The sequence below is a fragment of the Neisseria sp. Marseille-Q1983 genome (assembly GCF_018224585.1).
Taxonomy (GTDB): domain Bacteria; phylum Pseudomonadota; class Gammaproteobacteria; order Burkholderiales; family Neisseriaceae; genus Neisseria; species Neisseria polysaccharea.
This window is the reverse complement of the sequence record NZ_JAGTUI010000002.1, coordinates 92761-112866: the sequence shown is the minus strand read 5'-3', so window position 1 is coordinate 112866 and position 20106 is coordinate 92761. Positions and strand designations below refer to the sequence as shown.

The 20106-nt window shown below is 52.4% G+C and carries 18 protein-coding genes and 1 pseudogene; 11 read left to right on the top strand and 8 right to left on the bottom strand.

Features of this window, described 5'->3' with window-relative positions:
- Nucleotides 1-435: 435 nt before the first annotated feature.
- The 3 genes from KEM39_RS01115 (at nt 436) to KEM39_RS01105 (ending at nt 3377) form a co-directional block, all read left to right on the top strand.
- Nucleotides 436-2517 (top strand): carbon starvation CstA family protein, encoded by a 2082-nt coding sequence (locus KEM39_RS01115; protein ID WP_211709477.1) that lies wholly within the window; start codon nt 436-438, stop codon nt 2515-2517.
- Entirely contained in the window at nt 2507-2701 is a 195-nt protein-coding gene (locus tag KEM39_RS01110; RefSeq protein WP_002212918.1) for a YbdD/YjiX family protein, read from the top strand. The genes KEM39_RS01115 and KEM39_RS01110 overlap by 11 nt, the downstream gene beginning before the upstream one ends.
- A gap of 115 nt (nt 2702-2816) precedes the next feature.
- Nucleotides 2817-3377 (top strand): rRNA large subunit pseudouridine synthase E, encoded by a 561-nt coding sequence (locus KEM39_RS01105; protein ID WP_118997258.1) that lies wholly within the window; start codon nt 2817-2819, stop codon nt 3375-3377.
- A 280-nt stretch (nt 3378-3657) separates the two neighbouring features.
- Here the strand turns inward: KEM39_RS01105 and KEM39_RS01100 are convergent, their stop codons facing one another.
- The 3 genes from KEM39_RS01100 to KEM39_RS01090 form a co-directional block, all read right to left on the bottom strand.
- Entirely contained in the window at nt 3658-4875 is a 1218-nt protein-coding gene (locus KEM39_RS01100; RefSeq protein ID WP_118997259.1) for an aspartate kinase, read from the bottom strand.
- Nucleotides 4876-5076: 201 nt separating this feature from the next.
- Nucleotides 5077-5805 (bottom strand): ribonuclease PH, encoded by a 729-nt coding sequence (rph, locus tag KEM39_RS01095; RefSeq protein WP_118997261.1) that lies wholly within the window; start codon nt 5803-5805, stop codon nt 5077-5079.
- A gap of 81 nt (nt 5806-5886) precedes the next feature.
- Nucleotides 5887-6351, bottom strand: coding sequence for a universal stress protein (locus tag KEM39_RS01090; protein WP_003713854.1), 465 nt, complete (start codon nt 6349-6351; stop codon nt 5887-5889).
- A gap of 217 nt (nt 6352-6568) precedes the next feature.
- On the opposite strand from KEM39_RS01090, the gene KEM39_RS01085 reads away from it, so the two are divergent.
- The 8 genes and pseudogenes from KEM39_RS01085 (at nt 6569) to KEM39_RS11455 (ending at nt 16133) form a co-directional block, all read left to right on the top strand.
- Nucleotides 6569-7345 (top strand): tRNA threonylcarbamoyladenosine dehydratase, encoded by a 777-nt coding sequence (locus KEM39_RS01085; protein ID WP_118997262.1) that lies wholly within the window; start codon nt 6569-6571, stop codon nt 7343-7345.
- 137 nt (nt 7346-7482) lie between these two features.
- A pseudogene (locus KEM39_RS01080) lies at nt 7483-8011 on the top strand (hypothetical protein).
- Between the two features lie 353 nt (nt 8012-8364).
- Nucleotides 8365-9210, top strand: coding sequence for a segregation and condensation protein A (locus KEM39_RS01075; protein WP_118997263.1), 846 nt, complete (start codon nt 8365-8367; stop codon nt 9208-9210).
- A gap of 17 nt (nt 9211-9227) precedes the next feature.
- The gene (brnQ, locus tag KEM39_RS01070) at nt 9228-10553 is read left to right on the top strand and encodes a branched-chain amino acid transport system II carrier protein (protein WP_211709476.1); all 1326 of its coding nucleotides are present in this window, start codon (nt 9228-9230) and stop codon (nt 10551-10553) included.
- 107 nt (nt 10554-10660) lie between these two features.
- Nucleotides 10661-11869 carry a nicotinate phosphoribosyltransferase gene (gene pncB / locus KEM39_RS01065; protein ID WP_211709475.1) on the top strand — a complete coding sequence of 403 codons (1209 nt, stop codon included), beginning with the start codon at nt 10661-10663 and terminating at the stop codon, nt 11867-11869.
- A 91-nt stretch (nt 11870-11960) separates the two neighbouring features.
- Nucleotides 11961-13679: an arginine--tRNA ligase gene (argS, locus tag KEM39_RS01060; protein ID WP_211709474.1), complete on the top strand. Its 1719-nt coding sequence runs from the start codon at nt 11961-11963 to the stop codon at nt 13677-13679.
- 539 nt (nt 13680-14218) lie between these two features.
- Nucleotides 14219-15637: an LTA synthase family protein gene (locus tag KEM39_RS01055; RefSeq protein ID WP_192886302.1), complete on the top strand. Its 1419-nt coding sequence runs from the start codon at nt 14219-14221 to the stop codon at nt 15635-15637.
- A 349-nt stretch (nt 15638-15986) separates the two neighbouring features.
- The gene (locus KEM39_RS11455) at nt 15987-16133 is read left to right on the top strand and encodes a hypothetical protein (RefSeq protein WP_240002727.1); all 147 of its coding nucleotides are present in this window, start codon (nt 15987-15989) and stop codon (nt 16131-16133) included.
- Nucleotides 16134-17193: 1060 nt separating this feature from the next.
- Here KEM39_RS11455 and KEM39_RS01045 read toward each other — a convergent pair.
- The 5 genes from KEM39_RS01045 to ispF form a co-directional block, all read right to left on the bottom strand.
- Nucleotides 17194-17940 carry an amino acid ABC transporter permease gene (locus KEM39_RS01045; protein ID WP_096108524.1) on the bottom strand — a complete coding sequence of 249 codons (747 nt, stop codon included), beginning with the start codon at nt 17938-17940 and terminating at the stop codon, nt 17194-17196.
- The gene (locus KEM39_RS11450) at nt 17924-18103 is read right to left on the bottom strand and encodes a hypothetical protein (RefSeq protein ID WP_013448733.1); all 180 of its coding nucleotides are present in this window, start codon (nt 18101-18103) and stop codon (nt 17924-17926) included. The genes KEM39_RS01045 and KEM39_RS11450 overlap by 17 nt, the downstream gene beginning before the upstream one ends.
- 15 nt (nt 18104-18118) lie before the next feature.
- Complete coding sequence (locus tag KEM39_RS01040; RefSeq protein WP_192886303.1) at nt 18119-18790, bottom strand: thermonuclease family protein; 672 nt, start codon at nt 18788-18790, stop codon at nt 18119-18121.
- A 68-nt stretch (nt 18791-18858) separates the two neighbouring features.
- A complete protein-coding gene (rpiA, locus tag KEM39_RS01035) occupies nt 18859-19530 on the bottom strand; it encodes a ribose-5-phosphate isomerase RpiA (RefSeq protein WP_002225069.1) in 672 nt (223 codons plus the stop codon).
- A 76-nt stretch (nt 19531-19606) separates the two neighbouring features.
- Nucleotides 19607-20089: a 2-C-methyl-D-erythritol 2,4-cyclodiphosphate synthase gene (gene ispF / locus KEM39_RS01030; RefSeq protein ID WP_211709483.1), complete on the bottom strand. Its 483-nt coding sequence runs from the start codon at nt 20087-20089 to the stop codon at nt 19607-19609.
- Between the last annotated feature and the right edge of the window lie 17 nt (nt 20090-20106).

The window sequence follows — 20106 nt, the reverse complement described above, 5'->3', positions numbered from 1 at the left end:
TCCCAAATAAAGTCTGATTCTACCGCCCCGAAGGACGGATGTCCAAGTGGCGGGGTTTCAACCGGAAAGGAAACACGATGAATCGATAATCCGGATTGCGCACCCCTTCTTTATCCGTCTTCCGACACCGCCTTTTACCTGACGATGCCGTCTGAACCTGCCTGCCCGCTCGGAGGAATGTAAATTTTTTCCAAATTCCAAGTAAAAACCGCTATCAGTGTGCTAATTTGCGTTAAAATCCTATTCAGCGTTTAACGTTTTGTGCGCCCGCATCCCTGCACTGTTTGATGCGGGCATAAGGCACAAATCCCGACAAGCGCACTGTTTCATACTTCGTCAATCATTCAGACTCCGGTTTGTGCCCGTGCCGGCAGGCGGTCGGCCGTTTCCCGCCGTTCAGGCATATTCCGACAGTGTGAGATAAGGATTTATTCGATGAAATCACTCAAAACCTTCCTCATTTGGGGCATAGTGGTACTGGTCGGCTTAGCATCCTTTACCACTCTGGCTCTCAGCCGAGGCGAACAGGTCAGCGCGGTATGGATGGTTACCGCCGCCATATCCGTTTACTGCATCGCCTATCGTTTTTACAGCCTCTACATCGCTAACCGCGTAATGCGGCTCGATCCTAACCGCCTGACTCCGGCAGAACGCCACAACGACGGCTTGGACTATGTTCCGACGCACAAAGGCGTATTGTTCGGACACCACTTTGCCGCGATTGCGGGTGCAGGCCCTTTGGTCGGTCCGGTTTTAGCAGCGCAAATGGGTTACCTGCCCGGTACTTTGTGGATTATCTTCGGCGTGGTATTTGCCGGTGCGGTACAGGATATGATGGTCTTGTTTGTCTCTATGCGCCGCGACGGTAAGTCTTTGGGCGATATTGTGAAACAGGAACTCGGCACTGTCCCCGGCGTGATTGCCTCCATCGGTATTTTGATGATTATGGTCATCATTATGGCGGTGTTGGCGTTGATTGTCGTAAAAGCATTGGTTCACAGCCCTTGGGGTACGTTCACCATTGCAGCAACTATGCCGATTGCGCTGTTTATGGGTATTTACACGCGTTATATCCGTCCGGGCAAAATCGGCGAGATTTCCATCGTCGGCTTTATTTTGCTGATGCTGGCGGTAATTTACGGCGAAGATGTGGCTAAAAGTTCCATCGGGCATTGGTTCGACCTTGACGGCATCCAGCTCACTTGGGCGATTATGATTTACGGCTTTGTCGCCTCCGTATTGCCCGTATGGTTGCTGCTCACTCCACGCGACTATCTCTCCACCTTCCTGAAAATCGGTACGATTGCGGCCTTGGCTTTGGGTATCGTCATCGTCAATCCCGCTTTGCAAATGCCTGCCGTAACCCACTTTATCGACGGTTCGGGTCCGGTATTCTCAGGCGCATTGTTCCCATTCTTGTTCATTACCATCGCCTGCGGTGCGGTTTCGGGCTTCCACGCGCTGATTTCTTCCGGCACTACGCCGAAAATGCTGGAAAACGAAACCCACGTCCGCATGATCGGTTACGGCGGTATGTTGATGGAAAGTTTCGTGGCGATTATGGCACTTGCCGCTGCCGCATCGCTTGATCCCGGCGTGTACTTCGCCATGAACAGCCCAGCCGCCCTGATCGGTACGGATGCCAATACCGCCGCCGAAGTGATTACCACCAAGCTGCAATTCCCTGTCGATGCCGCAACCCTGTTGCACACTGCTAAAGAAGTCGGCGAAAACACCATCCTTTCCCGTGCGGGCGGTGCGCCTACCCTCGCAGTCGGTATGGCGCACATTATGAGCCGCCTGATTCCGGGCGAGGCGATGATGGCATTCTGGTATCACTTCGCCCTGTTGTTTGAAGCCTTGTTCATCCTGACCGCCGTCGATGCCGGTACGCGCGTCGCACGTTTTATGATTCAAGACTTGGGCAGCATCTTCTATAAACCTTTCGGCAACACCGACTCCATCCCCGCCAACCTGATTGCGACCTTCTTCGCCGTGGCATTGTGGGGCTACTTCCTCTACACCGGCGTAACCGACCCTCTGGGCGGCATCAACTCGCTCTGGCCTTTGTTCGGCATCGCCAACCAAATGCTGGCGGGCGTAGCCTTGATTATGTGTGCCGTTGTGTTGATTAAGATGAAACGCGACCGTTATGTTTGGGTGGCACTCGTTCCCGCCGTCGGCGTACTGTTTGTAACCTGCTACGCCGGTCTGCAAAAACTGTTCCACAACGACCCGCGCGTCAGCTTCCTTGCCCACGCCGGCAAATACAGCGACGCATTGGCTAAAAACGAAGTCCTTGCGCCCGCTAAAGACATCGGCGAAATGGCGCAAATCATCTTCAACGACAAGATTAATGCCGGTTTGACCGCATTGTTCCTCTTAGTCGTCGTCATCGTTGCCATCTACGGCGTGCGTACCGCCCTCAAAGCACGCAAAGTCGGCTGGCCGACCGCCAAAGAAATCCCGGCGGTGTACCGCGACGGCAAGCAGCCGGAGGCACAAAGTGAAGCATAAGCTCGCGTCTTGGTGGAAAACCATCAAGCTGACGGCAAACTTGATGGCAGGCGTGCCCGATTATGAAAACTACGTTGCACAGCAGCGCAAACATAATCCCAACGCCCCCGTGATGACCAAGCTGCAATTTCAAGACTACTGCCGCAAACGCCGCTGCGGCGCAAACGGCGGACGCTGCTGTTAAACCTGCTTGAAACAAATGCCGTCTGAAACCAATTTCAGACGGCATTTTATCTTGAAGTTCCACACCAAAAGGCAAACAGCTACAATATCCAGCATCAAGCCCCTATAGACCAACCATGAAAAACCTCATCATCTTCAATAAACCCTATGGCGTTATCTGCCAATTTTCACCGCACGAAAAACACAAAAGCCTGAAAGACTTCATCGATCTGCCCGGTTTCTACCCTGCAGGCAGGCTGGATACCGACAGCGAAGGGCTACTGCTGCTGACCGACGACGGCAGACTTCAAGCACAAATTACCGACCCCAAATTCAAACACCCCAAAACCTACTGGGCACAACTGGAGGGCGTACCCGACGAAACTCGGTTGGAAAGTTTAAGAAAAGGGATAGACTTAGGCGGTTTCGTTACCCGTCCGGCAAGCGTCCGCATCTTGAAACACGGGGAAACAAATCCGTTATGGGAACGCATCCCGCCGATACGCGTCCGCAAAACCGTTCCCGATTTTTGGATTGAAATTACCATTTCTGAGGGCAAAAACCGCCAAGTCAGGCGAATGACCGCCAAGGCGGGCTATCCCTGCCTGCGTCTGATCAGAGTGGCAAGCGGCAGACTGAAACTGTTTGATTTGGATTTAAAACCCGGGGAATGGGCATACGCCCCGTTCAGACCATAAAGCCGCACTACCCTGCCATTATCCTTTTGCCCCTGCCGCTTAACGCTTAACGCTTAAAACAATTAGTAACGCAAGGGCTTATTCTAATTATCTAAGACGGCCTCAAATTTTTTACCGATTGAAACATCTTTAATCACGATGAGCTACAAATTTTAAAAGCAGAAATGGTTTTCTCCGTCGGGAGGATTAAAAATATGCCGTCTGAACGTTCAGACGGCAGACAAAACGGCACAGCCCGATAAAGGCTGTGCCGTTGCTAATTAGACACCGACTCAGGCAATCAGCCCAAATCAAAGGCTTTATGCAATACCCTGGTTGCCAGTTCCATATATTTTTCATCAATCAATACGGAAACTTTGATTTCAGAAGTTGAAATCATTTGGATGTTGATGCCTTCTTCTGCAAGGGTACGGAAGATTTTGGCGGCTACGCCGACGTGCGAGCGCATACCCAAACCGACTGCGGAGACTTTGCACACGGTGTCGTCGCCGTCGATAGAGGCCGCGCCGATACTGTCTTGACGTTCCGACAGGATTTCCAAAGTCTGTTTGTAATCGCCGCGCGGTACGGTGAAAGAAAAATCGGTTGTGCCTTCGCTGCCGACATTTTGGATAATCATATCGACTTCGATGTTGGCATCGGCGACCGCGCCCAAAATCTGATAGGCAACGCCGGGCTTATCGGGCACACCGCGCACGTTGATGCGGGCTTGGTTTTTGTCGAATGCGATACCGGTTACGGCAGCTCTTTCCATGTTGTCGTCCTCTTCAAAGGTAATTAAGGTGCCGTTGCCGCCGTCTTGCAGGCTGCTCAGTACGCGCAGGCGCACTTTGTATTTTCCGGCAAATTCTACTGAACGGATTTGCAAAACTTTCGAACCGAGGCTGGCCAGTTCGATCATTTCTTCAAACGTTACCGTATCCATGCGGCGCGCTTCGGGTACGACGCGAGGGTCGGTGGTATAAACGCCGTCTACATCGGTATAGATTTGGCATTCGTCCGCTTTGATGACTGCGGCGAGCGCAACGGCAGAAGTGTCGGAACCGCCGCGTCCGAGCGTGGAAATATTGCCTTCACTGCTGATGCCTTGGAAGCCGGCAACGATGACGACTTTGCCATCGGCGAGGTCGGCGCGCATTTTTTCGTCATCAATGCTTTCGATGCGGGCTTTGGTGTGGGCGGTATCGGTTTTGAGGGCGACCTGCCAGCCGGTGTAGCTTTTGGCTTCCACGCCGATGTCTTTCAACGCCATTGCCAAAAGGCCGATGGTAACCTGTTCGCCGGTGGAGAGGACAACGTCCAATTCGCGCGGATCGGGGTGCTCCTGCATTTCGTGCGCCAGCGCAACCAGGCGGTTGGTTTCGCCGCTCATCGCGGATACGACAACAACGATATCGTGTCCTTCGGCGCGGGCTTTAGCGACACGTTTGGCTACGTTTTTAATGCGTTCGGGCGAGCCTACGGATGTGCCGCCGTATTTATGTACGATTAACGCCATGTTTCGTGCTTTCTTGTGTAGGGTTGGTCGGGCAGCATGGTTTGCTGGAAAAGGGCTTATTATTACTATTTTTTACTTGAAATTCAAGAACGGACTGCGCTTTCCCGCCTGCCGTTTGACAGCGGTCAGCAAAAAACCTGTTCTTTCAGATTTTTGACAAAATGCCGTCTGAACGGTTTTCAGACGGCATACGGACAATAATTAAGCAACGGACAATGCATTTTGCTGATATCGCACCAGCTCTCTTATGCCTTGTTCGACCAGTCCGATCAGTTTGCCCAATTCTTCCAAACTGAATGGCGCGCCTTCCGCCGTCCCCTGTATTTCGATGATTTTCCCCGATGCGGTCATCACGATATTCACATCACTGTCGCAACCGGAGTCTTCGGGATAATCCAAATCCAAAAGCGGCACGCCGTTCACTACGCCTGCGGATACGGCGGCAACGGCTTCTCGGATGGGGTTTTCACTCAAAATGCCGTCTGAAACCAGTTTGCCGACGGCGATTTGCAGCGCGACAAACGCACCGGTAATAGATGCCGTACGCGTACCGCCGTCTGCCTGAATCACATCGCAATCAATCAAAATTTGTCGTTCGCCGAGTTTTTCCATATCCACGACCGCGCGCAGCGAACGCCCGATCAAACGTTGGATTTCCTGAGTACGCCCGGACTGCTTGCCCGCCGAAGCTTCGCGGCGCATACGCGAAGCGGTGGATGCAGGCAGCATCCCGTATTCCGCCGTTACCCAGCCTTGGTTTTTGCCGCGCAGAAACGGCGGGACATTTTCGTCTATGGAGGCTGTGCAGATGACTTTGGTATTGCCGCATTCAATAAGGCACGAACCGTCGGCGTGCGGCAGGAAATGAGGGGTAATTTTAATATCGCGCAGGCTGTCGGCGGCGCGTGAGGTGCGGATGTAATCAGGCATACTGCCCTCCCGTTAAAAACAGATAAATTAAAAAGCCTTAAATATGAAAAATCACATTTAAGGCCTTCAAACTGAAAATTTCTACGCCTCTTCGGCTTTGCTGCGGATAATCAAAAGCGGCAGGTGGCTTTGGCGCATTACCGTTTCGGCGAAACTGCCCATCAGAAGGTGCATCAGGCCGGTACGTCCGTGCGTGCCCAACACCAGCAGGTCGGCACCGTTTTCATCGGCATAATCGACCAAATCCTGCGCCATTTCGCGCGCGCCTTTGTTCGCCACCAAGAGGTGTTTGACCGTATTTCCGACACCCAGTTCGCGGGCAATCCTCTCGGCATTGTCCAAAACCTCGTTGCCTTGTGCGACGGCGGCGGCTTCGTAGCTTTCGTGTTGCAAAAATTCAGGGGCAAGCGCCATATATTCGGCAGGATTGGCAACGTGCACCAAAGTCAGGCGCGCATTGTTGACGCCGGCAAGTTCGGCGGCGTGTTTCAGGGCATTGATGGAAGTTTCACTGCCGTCGACGGCAACGACCAAATGTTTGTACATAATCGTATCCTCCTTTTGCACCGCCTCGCGGCGCCGTTTCATCAGGTTCGCGCAAAGGCTGTCTGCGCCGTTTCATTATAGTCCCGCCGCCGGGTTTTATACAACAGCCGAACAGCCCGGCCGCTTTACAGTATAATACGCCGCCGTCGGACGGCAGGACGTTTCCCGCCGGCTTCCGTTTACGCTTCATTTGATGCAACCTTACAGGATTTGACTTATGACCGGCACCGGTTTGAACCTTTCGCGCCGCTTCGGCGGCATTGCGCGGCTCTACGGAGACGAAGCACTCTCACACTTTGCCGATGCCCACGTCTGCGTGGCCGGCGTGGGCGGTGTCGGCTCGTGGGCGGTCGAGGCTTTGGCGCGGACGGGCATCGGACGTTTGACTTTGATTGATTTGGACAACGTTGCCGAATCGAATGTCAACCGCCAGCTGCACGCCCTGACCGGCGACTTCGGCAAAGCAAAAGTTACCGCCTTGCGCGAACGTATTACACAAATCAATCCGCAATGCGAAGTATTTGAAATTGAAGATTTCGTTACCGAAGACAATTTGCCGGAATACTTCGGAAAAGGTTTTGATTTCGTCATCGACGCGATCGACCAAATGCGCGTCAAAGCGGCAATGGCGGCTTATTTTGTGAAAAACCGTCAACCTTTTATCATCAGCGGCGGCGCAGGCGGACAAAAAAATCCGGCGTTGATCCAAACCGCCGATTTGAGCCGCGTAACCCACGACCCGCTGCTTGCCAACCTGCGCTACACCTTGCGGAAACGCTACGGCTTCAGCCGCGATACTAAGGAAAAAATGCGCGTGCCGTGCGTGTTCTCAACCGAAAACATCACGCCGCCACAATCGGGCGCGGCGTGTTCTGCCGATGCCGCACTGCAGGGCTTGTCATGCGCCGGCTACGGTGCAAGCATGCTCGTTACCGCTTCGTTCGGGCTATATTGCGCACAGGCGGCGGTGGAACACATCGCGGGCAAAAAATAAGCAATGCCGTCTGAAACAGGATTCAGACGGCATTTGAACAAACTATGGTTATGATTTAGGACAAAAAAGGATACGGATAAAAAATAACATAAAATATATGATTCCTAATAATATACCAAGTATCGGAGAGCTATTTAATGGAATTCGTTAATAATTTAGTTATTTTTTTCATTTTTATTACTAATGCTTATTCCGATATTTTTTGTAGTATATGGTATATACCATAAGATACGTTATCGCAAAATATGTATCCTAAGAACAAGTTTTACATTATTAGTGGTAATACTTTACAGTATGTATTACATATATTGCCGTTATCTTGACCAACAAAAAGTAGCTTATTATTGCATAGATAAACAATGTATTTCTATTGTTCATCTATACAAAGATTATGGTATAAACTCTCCCACATATGCGAGAATTTACGCAGGAAAAATATTGTTTAGATTTCAAGTAAGAGCTAAAAATTACGCTGAATTACTTATGGAAGATGATATATCAATTAGTAAAAAAATTTTGGGGAATAAATTTATCATTTATGGGTCGCTACCTGTAATATACGGTAATGTAGATAATATTGAAGTAAGAGAAGCTACTGGTTATATAGATAGAGCCAGTACTGATTATATTGTCTCAAGAAACTTAAAATTCAGACATTTATATTAATTAAGAGGTTTTAGCAAGAGTGCCGTCAAAATATAGGGCGCATCATCGAATTCGCGAAAGACAAACGCTACGATGAACGTTTCAAGGATTTGAAAAAAGAATCCATAGGCTATCTGAACCGGCATCCCGGTTTGGTAGCCGACTACCTGAAGGCGGCAATCAAGCTGTCGGTTCAGAAAAACCAACATCGGCACACCTAAAACCGTATTCACAACCCGCTCCTTTTCAAAACATTTGCATTTAAAAGCCGTTATAATACCGTCTGAACATCTGCCCGACCACATTACGCGTGAATGCCGGCAGATTGTTTTCTTTTGTAAACTTATATTAAAATCCACTTACCGATTCACGCCATGCCGCCCATCCCTGCCCCATCCGCACCATCCGAGCACACCGTCGCATGGGTATTCGGCCAACCCGTTACCGATTTGCCGCAGGATTTGTTTATCCCGCCCGACGCGCTGAAAGTCGTATTGGGCAGTTTTCAAGGCCCTTTGGATCTGCTGCTCTACCTTATCCGCAAGCAGAACATCGATGTTCTCGATATTCCGATGGTGGAAATTACCGGGCAGTATCTGCACTACATTGCCCAAATGGAAGCCTATCAGTTTGATTTGGCGGCGGAATACCTGCTTATGGCGGCCATGCTGATTGAAATCAAATCGCGCCTGCTGCTGCCGCGTACCGAAGCCGTCGAAGACGAAGAAGCCGACCCGCGTGCCGAGTTGGTGCGCCGCCTGTTGGCTTATGAACAGATGAAGCTGGCGGCACAGGGTTTGGACGCGCTGCCCCGAGCCGGACGGGATTTCGCATGGGCTTACCTGCCTCTGGAAATTGCCGTCGAAGCCAAGCTGCCCGAAGTCTATATTACCGACTTGACTCAAGCGTGGCTGAGTATTTTGTCTCGGGCAAAACATACGCGCAGCCACGAAGTAATCAAAGAAACCATCTCCGTGCGAGCGCAAATGACGGCAATCCTGCGCCGTTTGAACGGACACGGAATATGCAGGTTTCACGACCTGTTCAATCCCGAACAGGGCGCGGCTTACGTGGTTGTCAACTTCATCGCACTGTTGGAGCTTGCCAAAGAAGGATTGGTCAGAATCGTACAGGAAGACGGTTTCGGAGAAATCCGAATCAGCCTCAATCATGAAGGGGCGCATTCAGACGGCATGAACAGGACAGAAACACCGGATTGACCTATTTAAAAAGGAACATGATGACAAGCAAACAAAACCAAGCCTCATTATGGGCGGTCGGACTGATGCTGTTTGCCCTGTTTTTCGGTGCGGGCAACCTGATTTATCCCGCCTATCTCGGTCAGCAGGCAGGCGAAAACTGGCTGATTTCCATGCTCGGCTTCCTATTGACCGGAGCAGGCCTGCCGCTATTGGGCGTAATCGCCATCGGCTACTCGGGTTCCCGTGATGTCGAAGCACTCGCCTCGCGTGTCGCGCCCTGGTACGGCGTAGCGTTTGCCGCCTCCCTCTACCTTGCCATCGGCCCGCTGTTCGCCCTGCCTCGGACGGCGACGGTTTCCTTTGAAATCGGCGTTTTACCGCTGATCGGCAATCTTTCCCCGAATATGGCTCAGGCAGTATTCAGCCTGCTTTTTTTCGGCCTGGCCTACTGGCTTTCGATGTCTCCGAGCAAATTGGTTGACCGCATCGGAAAAATCCTGACGCCCGCACTCCTGCTGACCATCGCCGTATTGGTCGGTTATGCCGCACTCAACCCCATCGGCGCACCGCTCGCCGCACAAGGCGATTTTGCCGCCCGCCCGATGATTAAAGGCATTTTGGAAGGCTACGGCACGATGGATGCCCTCGCCTCACTCGTATTTGCCATTATCGTTATCGACGCCGTCCGCGCCATGGGTGTCGACACCCGTTCGGACCTGCTGAAACCCACCGCCATATCAGGCCTGATGGCTGCAGGCTGCCTTGCTGCGGTTTACCTGCTGATAGGCTATATGGGGGCGACCAGTGTGGCGGGAATCGGTTTGCAGAAAAACGGTGCGCTGGTATTGTCGAAATCGGCACAATACTATTTCGGACTGGGCGGCAACCTGCTGCTCGGCATCATCGTACTGCTAGCCTGCCTGACCACGGCGGTCGGTCTGGTTACTTCGTGTGCCGAATACTTCAACCGCCTCTGTCCGGGCATTTCCTACAAAACCTTCGTCATCATCAATACGCTGGTTTCCATCGTCTTGGCAAACAAGGGGCTGTCAGCCATCCTGCAGATTTCCGTCCCCATGCTCATGCTGCTTTATCCGCTGACCATCGTACTCATCCTGCTGACCCTGACCGACAGGCTGTTCGGCGGTAGCCGCATCGTCTATTTCTGCACCATGATGCCCGCACTGGCGGTCGGCCTGCTCGATGCCTACAAAACCGCCTTCGGTTTCAGCGAAACGGCAGCAAAAGCCATCGACAAAGCCCTTCCCCTATACAGCATAGGACTGGGCTGGATTATTCCCTCTTTAACTTGCTTTGCCTTAGGCTGCCTGCTCAATGCGGCCGTAAGGAAAAAATCCTGAAACCATGCCGTCTGAAAGACCTTCAGACGGCATTTTCGGTACACAGGGCAAATGTGATGTGTTCTAATACGTCCTAAGCCGCCACCAGAAACTGGGAGAACCGCCGCATGACAGGCATCATACATTCACTTCTTGACACCGACCTCTACAAATTCACTATGCTGCAAGTGGTTCTGCACCAGTTTCCGCAGACACACAGCCTTTACGAATTCCGATGCCGCAATGCCTCAACTCCCTATCCGCTTGCCGATATCAAGGAAGACTTGGAAAAGGAACTTGACTCACTCTGCCAACTGCGCTTTACCCATGACGAACTCGGCTACCTCCGCAGCCTGCGTTTCATTAAAAGCGATTTCGTCGACTATCTCGAACTCTTCCAGCTCCAACGCCGCTTTGTCGAAGTCGGCACCGATGCAGAAGGCCGTCTGAACATCCGTATCGAAGGCCCCATGATTCAAGCGATGTTCTTTGAAATCTTCATCCTTGCCATTGTTAACGAACTTTACTTCCGCCGCCTGGAAACCCCTGCGGTCATAGAAGAAGGCGAACGCCGGCTTCAAGCCAAAGCCGCGCGTCTGAAAGAAATAGCCGCCACACAGAATCCGGACGATCCGCCCTTCCTGATTTCCGACTTCGGCACACGCCGCCGCTACAACCTCCCATGGCAGGAACACGTCATCCGCACCCTGCTCGAAGCCGCCCCCGGCATCGTACGCGGGACCAGCAACGTTTATCTCGCCAAAAAACTCGGCATTACCCCCATCGGCACCATGGCGCACGAGTTCCTCCAAGCATTCCAGGCCCTCGACGTACAATTGCGGAATTTCCAAAAAGCCGCACTTGAAAGCTGGGTACACGAATACCGCGGCGACCTCGGTATCGCATTGACCGACGTGGTCGGCATGGATGCCTTCCTGCGTGATTTCGACCTTTATTTCGCCAAGCTCTTCGACGGTTTGCGGCATGATAGCGGAGACCCCTACGAATGGGGGGACAAAGCCTACATGCACTATAAAAAACTCAAAATCGACAGCCGAACCAAAATGCTGACCTTCTCCGACGGACTGGATATCGACCGATCTTGGGCTTTGCACCAATATTTCAAAGACCGCTTCAAAACCAGTTTCGGCATAGGCACCAACCTGACCAACGATATGGGGCATACGCCTTTGAATATCGTGTTGAAACTGGTCGAATGCAACGGTCAGTCCGTCGCCAAGCTCTCCGATTCTCCCGGAAAAACCATGACCAACAACAATACTTTCCTTGCCTACCTGAGGCAGGTATTCGGCGTTCCCGCCGTACAAACATCCTAGTCCCCGGCAACAATCCCACAATTCCTATTGCTGCCGTACAAATTCTTTTAAAATACCGACTGATTTGAATTTAACCGAAAGACCGAACTTCATGAACCTACACCAAACCGTCGAACACGAAGCCGTCACCGCCTTTGCCGCCGCAGGCATCGCCGACAACCCTATTGTTTTGCAGCCGACCAAAAACGCCGAACACGGCGATTTCCAAATTAACGGCGTGATGGGTGCGGCGAAAAAAGCCAAACAAAATCCGCGCGAATTGGCGCAAAAGGTAGCCGAAGCATTAGCCGACAACGCCGTAATCGAAAGCGCGGAAGTAGCCGGTCCGGGCTTCATCAACCTGCGCCTGCGCCCCGAATTCCTTGCCCGAAACATTTATGCTGCCTTAAACGACGCGCGTTTCGGCATAGCAAAAACCGACAAACCGCAAACCGTCGTTATCGACTATTCCTCGCCCAATCTGGCAAAAGAAATGCACGTCGGCCACCTGCGTTCCAGTATCATCGGCGACAGCATTTCGCGCGTGTTGGCATTTATGGGCAACACCGTCATCCGCCAAAACCACGTCGGCGACTGGGGTACGCAGTTCGGCATGTTGGTCGCTTATTTGGTCGAGCAGCAAAAAGACAATGCCGCGTTCGAGCTGGCGGATTTGGAGCAGTTTTACCGCGCCGCCAAAGTGCGCTTTGACGAAGACCCCGCCTTTGCCGACACCGCACGCGAATACGTTGTAAAGCTGCAAGGCGGCGATGAAACCGTATTGGCATTGTGGAAACAGTTTGTCGATATTTCGCTCTCGCACGCCCAAGCCGTTTACGACACGTTGGGCTTGAAACTGCGCCCCGAAGATGTGGCGGGCGAATCGAAATACAACGACGATTTGCAGCCTGTGGTCGATGATTTGGTTCAAAAAGGTCTGGCGGTCGAAGACGACGGCGCGAAAGTCGTATTCTTGGACGAGTTCAAAAACAAAGAAGGCGAACCCGCTGCGTTTATCGTGCAAAAACAAGGCGGCGGCTTCCTTTATGCTTCCACCGATTTGGCGTGCCTGCGCTACCGCGTCGGTACGCTTCATGCCGACCGCCTGCTGTACGTCGTCGACCACCGCCAAGCCCTGCACTTCGAACAACTCTTTACCACTTCCCGCAAAGCAGGCTATCTGCCGGAAAATGCAAAAGCCGAGTTTATCGGCTTCGGCACGATGATGGGCAAAGACGGCAAGCCGTTTAAAACACGCAGCGGCGACACCGTGAAACTGGTCGATTTGCTGACCGAAGCCGTCGAGCGCGCCACTGCTTTGGTGAAAGAAAAAAATCCCGAATTGGGCGCGGACGAAGCGGCAAAAATCGGCAAAACCGTCGGCATCGGCGCGGTCAAATACGCCGACTTGAGCAAAAACCGCACCAGCGATTATGTGTTCGACTGGGACGCCATGCTCTCGTTTGAAGGCAACACCGCCCCCTATCTGCAATACGCCTACACCCGCGTGCAAAGCGTGTTCCGCAAAGCAGGCGAATGGGACGCGGACGCGCCAACCGTTTTGACCGAACCTTTGGAAAAACAACTGGCCGCCGATCTGCTGAAATTTGAAGACGTGCTGCAAAGCGTGGCGGACACGGCGTATCCGCACTACCTCGCCGCCTACCTCTATCAAACCGCTACCTTGTTCAGCCGCTTCTACGAAGCCTGCCCGATTCTGAAATCAGAAGGTGCAACCCGCAACAGCCGCCTGCAACTGGCGAAGCTCACCGGCGACACGCTGAAACAAGGCTTGGATTTGCTGGGCATCGATGTGTTGGACGTAATGTAAAACCGCACCGCCCGATTGCGGACAACAGCCCCGCCATCCTTATCCGAATCTGAAAAAAGCGGCGCGATACACCGTATCCGCCGCCCCTCCCAAAATGCGAAACAGACAAACGCCAAGCAAGCAAGCAAGCAAGCAAGCAAGCAAGCAAAAAATTATAACCCCCTTCCTGCCGACGTACGCACTTTCCGCGCGGCGCATTCCCCTTTTTCCGCCCCTCAAACCCGCCTTTTCTTCAGGCAGGGTTTCAGCCCGCCCCCTTTCCCTGTTTTCCTTTCCCCGACACGCGTGCGCGCCACCTGCCGCACCGTGCCGCACTTTCGCGCCCGGACAGCATCGGTCTGTCATCCGGTTCTCTGTTTTAAATACCCCTGTTTCAGAAAGAAATGCAGATGTTTCAACACACAGGACGACATATAAAGCACCGCCCTATGTGTTGCCCTGATTTGGAAGGGGTTGCGCCCCTCCCAAATAAAGTCTGATCCTGCCGCCCCGAAGGACAGATGTCCGAGTGGCGGAGTTTCAACCGAAAAGGAAATACGATGAATATTCACGCCCTGCTCTCCAAACAATGGACGCTGCCGCCATTCCTGCCGAAACGGCTGCTGCTGTCCCTGCTGATACTGCTGGCCCCCAATGCGGTTTTTTGGGTTTTGGCACTGCTGACCGCCACCGCCCGCCCGATTGTCAATTTGGACTACCTTCCCGCCGCGCTGCTGATCGCCCTGCCTTGGCGTTTCGTTAAAATTGCCGGCGTATTGGCGTTTTGGCTGGCGGTTTTGTTTGACGGGCTGATGATGGTGATCCAGCTTTTCCCTTTTATGGACCTCATCGGCGCCATCAACCTCGTCCCCTTCATCCTGACCGCCCCCGCCCTTTATCAGATAATGACCGGGCTGTTGCTGCTGTATATGCTGGCGATGCCGTTTGTGTTGCAGAAAGCCGCCGCCAAAACCGACTTCCGGCACATTGCCGCCTGTGCCGCCGTTGTGGCAGCAGCCGGCTATTTCACCGGCCATTTGAGTTACTACGACCGGGGGCGGATGGCCAATATCTTCGGCGCAAACAACTTCTATTACGCCAAAAGTCAGGCGATGCTCTACACCGTCAGCCAGAATGCCGACTTTATTACCGCCGGCCTGGTCGATCCCGTCTTCCTCCCCTTGGGCAATCAACAGCGTGCCGCCACGCATCTGAACGAGCCGAAATCTCAAAAAATCCTCTTTATCGTCGCCGAATCTTGGGGGCTGCCGGCCAATCCCGAACTTCAAAACGCCACTTTTGCCAAACTGCTGGCGCAAAAAGACCGTTTTTCGGTTTGGGAAAGCGGCAGTTTTCCCTTTATCGGCGCGACGGTCGAAGGCGAAATGCGCGAATTGTGCGCCTACGGCGGTTTGCGCGGGTTTGCACTGCGCCGCGCGCCCGACGAAAAATTTGCCCGCTGCCTCCCCAACCGTTTGAAACAAGAAGGTTACGCCACCTTTGCGATGCACGGCGCGGGCAGTTCGCTTTACGACCGCTTCAGCTGGTATCCGAGGGCGGGCTTTCAAGAAATCAAAACCGCCGAAAACCTGATTGGTAAAAAAACCTGCGCCATTTTCGGCGGCGTGTGCGACAGCGAGCTGTTCGGCGAAGTGTCGGCATTTTTCAAAAAACACGACAAGGGACTGTTTTACTGGATGACGCTGACCAGCCACGCCGACTATCCCGAATCCGACATTTTCAACCACAGGCTCAAATGCACCGAATACGGCCTGCCCGCCGAAACCGACCTCTGCCGCAACTTCAGCCTGCACACCCAATTCTTCGACCAACTGGCGGATTTGATCCAACGCCCCGAAATGAAAGGCGTGGAAGTCATTATCGTCGGCGACCATCCGCCGCCCGTCGGCAACCTCAATGAAACCTTCCGCTACCTCAAACAGGGGCACGTCGCCTGGCTGCACTTCAAAATCAAATAACAACAATGCCGTCTGAACGCACCAACAGCCTTCAGACGGCATTTTGCAGACAGACCGTCCCCCTCCAAGCCCACTTTTTCATCATTTCCGATAAATTGCTTTGTATAGTGGATTAACAAAAACCAGTACGGCGTTGCCTCGCCTTAGCTCAAAGAGAACGATTCTCTAAGGTGCTGAAGTACCAAGTGAATCGGTTCCGTACTATCTGTACTGTCTGCGGCTTTGTCGCCTTGTCCTGATTTTTGTTAATCCACTATATGCCATGCTCCCCGATCTGATTTATGAGCCCGAATATATTTTTTATGACAACAGCAGAGGAAAAGAAAGTTTTGTTTTACTCGGGAAGCCGTTGGAATGGAACGAAAAATACAGATTGATAGCGGTGTTGAAATATCTGCCGCAGTATGATGAGATTTTTTTGGATTCGTTCCGCTTGGCGGATGAAAAAGAAATTGTGAAAAGTAAGAAACGCTATGAAATGAAAAAAGGCTACTAAGTCGGACTGCAATCCCGACACACTCTCGCTTATGTAACGGATACCAATCCCAGTCTGAAGACTGCATAAGGTCTGCGGAGGGCAGACAAATTCACCGCTTTTTTAGTAGCCTTTTCGGGATAATATCATGATTGATGCCGAATAGGCAATATTTCTGCCGTCTTGAAACAAGGTGTTGAAATATCTGCCGCAGTATGATGGGATTTTTTTGGATTCGTTCCGCCTGGCGGATGAAAAAGAAATTGCGAAGGGGAAAGAAGTATTGAAATAGACGTTGGGCAAGGCTCGAATTCACTTGCACACGCTCTCGGACACTCTAAAGGGCAGGCTGCGGTATCGAGATTATCACCGCTTTTCCAACGTCTGTACGGAATAATACCATGATTGAAGTCAGAATAGACAATATTTAAGAATCCAAAAATCCAAAATCACAGGAAGTTATCAAAAAAACAGAAACCATCCGCCATCATTCCCGCGAAAGCGGGAATCCAAAGCCACGGGAATTTATCGGAAAAACCGAAACTTCTCCGCCGTCGTTCCCGCGAAAGTGGGAATCCAAAGCCACGGGAATTTATCGGAAATAACTGAAACGCCGCCGCCGTCGTTCCCGCGCAGGCGGGAATCTAGGTCTGTCGGTGCGGAAACTTATCGGATAAAACGGTTTCTTCAGATTTTACGTTCTGGATTCCCACTTTCGTGGGAATGACGGGATGTAGGTTCGTAGGAATGACGTGGTGCAGGTTTCCGTATGGATGGATTCGTCATTCCCGCGCAGGCGGGAATCCGGAACCGGAAACCGCAGAAATTTATCGGAAAAACCGAAACTCAAAAACAACGGAAACCGAACGGACAGGATTCCCTCCTGCACAGGAATGACGGCTCATACATCACCCCAAAAAATTGAAACCAAACAGATGGGATTCCCTCTTGCGTGAGGCTGACAGATGCCGTCTGAAAGACTTTCAGACGGCATAGGGCGTTTTCTCTTTGAATGTAAATTTGCCACAAAAAAGCCGCCTCAAATGAATACCCGGGCAGCTTTTTGTTGATATGATTCCAATCAGCGGTGTTGCGGATTGTAACGTTTTTCCAAACGCAGAAATATCCAGCCTAAGAAAGTCGTCATCAGAAGATAAATCAGGGCGACGGTATAAAGCGGTTCTTCATAAACCGAGTACCGGCCCGTAATCGTATTCTGAACATAGGCCAACTCCGCCACGGCAATGACCGATAACAGAGAGCTGTCTTTCAGCAGCGTGATGAATTCGCTCGCCAAAGGCGGCAGCATACGGCGCAATGCCTGCGGCAGAATCACATAGCGCATCGCCTGCGGATAAGTCATACCCAAAGAACGCGCCGCCTCCATCTGCCCTTTGTCTATAGACTGGATGCCCGCGCGGAAAATCTCACAGATATACGCCCCCGAGTTGGCAACCAAAGCAAGCGAACCGGCAATCAAAGGACCGTATCCGCGACGCAACTCGATTGCCGCCTCGCCGCTGACCAAAATGCCGTCTGAAGGGTGGACAAAAAACGGAAACCACACATACGCCCAAATCACAATCTGCACAAACAGCGGCGTACCCCGGAACAGCGTAACGTACAGCAGCGAAACCTTACGCAACGCCCACGCCAGCACGCGCATCGGCACACCGGCTTTTTCCAAGTGAATCAGGCGCGCCAATGCCAAAAGCAACCCCAATACCGAACCGCCCGAGGTCGCCACGACCGTCAGCCCCAGTGTCGTCAGTGCGCCATAAAGGAACATCCAGCGGTATTCGTAAATAATGTCAAAACGAAAATCCATATAGTGTCCGTATCAAAAACCGGCGAAACTGCCGCCGTTTCAAAATAATCCGCCATTTTACCGTAAAAACCGCCGCCTGAACTTTTTTATCGCGGCAGACGGCGGTTGCGCGTTTCCGCAAAAATGCCGGACGCGCGGTTTTCAGACGGCATTTGCCGTTCAAAGCCGTGCGGTGTCTTTACCAAATGCCCAACCATTCGCCCACGGAATCCATCCAATCCTTATTGCCCCCGCCGTTCCTGCCTGCCCGGCGGTACGCCCACGGCGCTTGCGGATTTTTAGCTTTCCACAATCCTTTGCGTTCCCTTTCCGCCTGAATTTGAGCGTCGGCATAGTCGGCAAAATCCGCCTTATCCTGCTGTTCTTTAGCATAACTTTTATAATGCCACGCCGCCCCATCCTGCACCTGCATCAGGTTCAAATCGGTTTTGCCGACAGAAACCTGCGCCACTTCGCGCTGATAACGGTCGGTATCAAACACGCGCACGCTGACTTTCCTGCCTTCCGCCGCCGTCCGCAGGTTGTCGCGCGAACGCGTGCCGTAAGCCTGTTTCATCTCCGGCGCATCGATATACGCCATCCGGATTTTGTGTTTCGCGCCGTCGCCGTCGATAACGTGAAGGGTATCGCCGTCATAGACTTTGGACACCGTGCCTGTGTAGCTGTGGCCAGATTTCGCCGATGCCCGTCGGCGAACGGGCGCGTCGGAACCCACGTCCCCTGCCGTGCCGAGTACGTCGAGTACGGCAACCGCCGTCCGCACCGCCTCACTGTCATATCCCGTATAACCCAACGCGCCCAAAAGCGACAGGGCGACGGGAAGCCATTTCATGATTTTTTTAATCTGCATATTTTTCAAATGTCGATGCCGTCTGAACATCTCTGAACCGGATTTCAGACGGCATCTTAACGTCAGGATTACCCTTGGCAGGGATAGATGACTTTCGCGCCCTCTTCCGTCCCCAAAATCAACACATCGGCGGCATCGCGGGCGAATATGCCGTTTTCGAGTACGCCGGTGATTTTGTTGATTTCGTCTTCCATCGTCAGCGGCTGATCGATATTCAAGCCGTGGACATCGACGATTTGGTTGCCGTAAAACGTGGTGTAGCCGATACGCAGTTCGGGCTGTCCGCCCATAGCGAGCAGTTTGCGCGAAACAAGGGAACGCGCGCTTTCGACGACTTCCACGGGCAGAGGGAATTTGCCCAAACGTGAAACATATTTGCTTTCATCCGCAATGCAGATGAATTTTTCGGATGCGCTGGCGACGATTTTTTCGTTGAGGTGCGCGCCGCCGCCGCCTTTAATCATTTGCAGGGCGTGGTTGACTTCGTCCGCACCGTCGATATAGACCGCCAACCCCGATACTTCGTTCAAAGAAACGACGGGAATATCGTACTGGGCAAGCAGTTCGCCGGATTTTTTGGAGGTCGAAACCGCGCCTTTGATTTTTTTACCGCTTTTGCCCAAGGCTTCGATGAAAAAGTTGATGGTCGAACCGGTACCGATGCCGATATATTCGTTTTCAGGTACGAATTCGACTGCCTTTTCCGCTGCAATGCGCTTGAGTTCGTCTTGTGTCGTCATATTTTTGTCCTTTGGGAAACCGTATCAACAAACAGCCGCCATCTTAACATTTTTTTGCACGTCCTGCCCGCCGCGTTCAAATGCGTACCAGCAATACCGCCGCCTGCGCCTCTATGCCCTCCATCCGCCCGAGATAGCCGAGTTTTTCGTTGGTTTTACCTTTGATGTTGACGCACGAAATGTCTATGCCCAAATCGGCGGCGATGTTGGCACGCATTTGCGGAATGTGCGGCGCGAGTTTGGGTTTCTGTGCAATCACGGTCGTATCGACATTGGCCGCCTGCCAACCCTGCGCCTGAACGCTTTGATACGCCGCACGCAAAAGGGCGCGGCTGTCCGCATCTTTGAACTCTGCGGCGGTGTCGGGGAAATGGCTGCCGATATCGCCCAAACCTGCCGCGCCGAGCAGCGCGTCGGTAATGGCGTGCAACAGCGCGTCGGCATCGGAATGTCCGAGCAGCCCTTTTTCAAATGAGATTTCAACTCCGCCGAGTATCAGCTTTCTGCCTTCGGTCAGTTGGTGGACATCGTAGCCCTGTCCGATACGGATGTTCATCATCGTTTGTGTTCCTGATG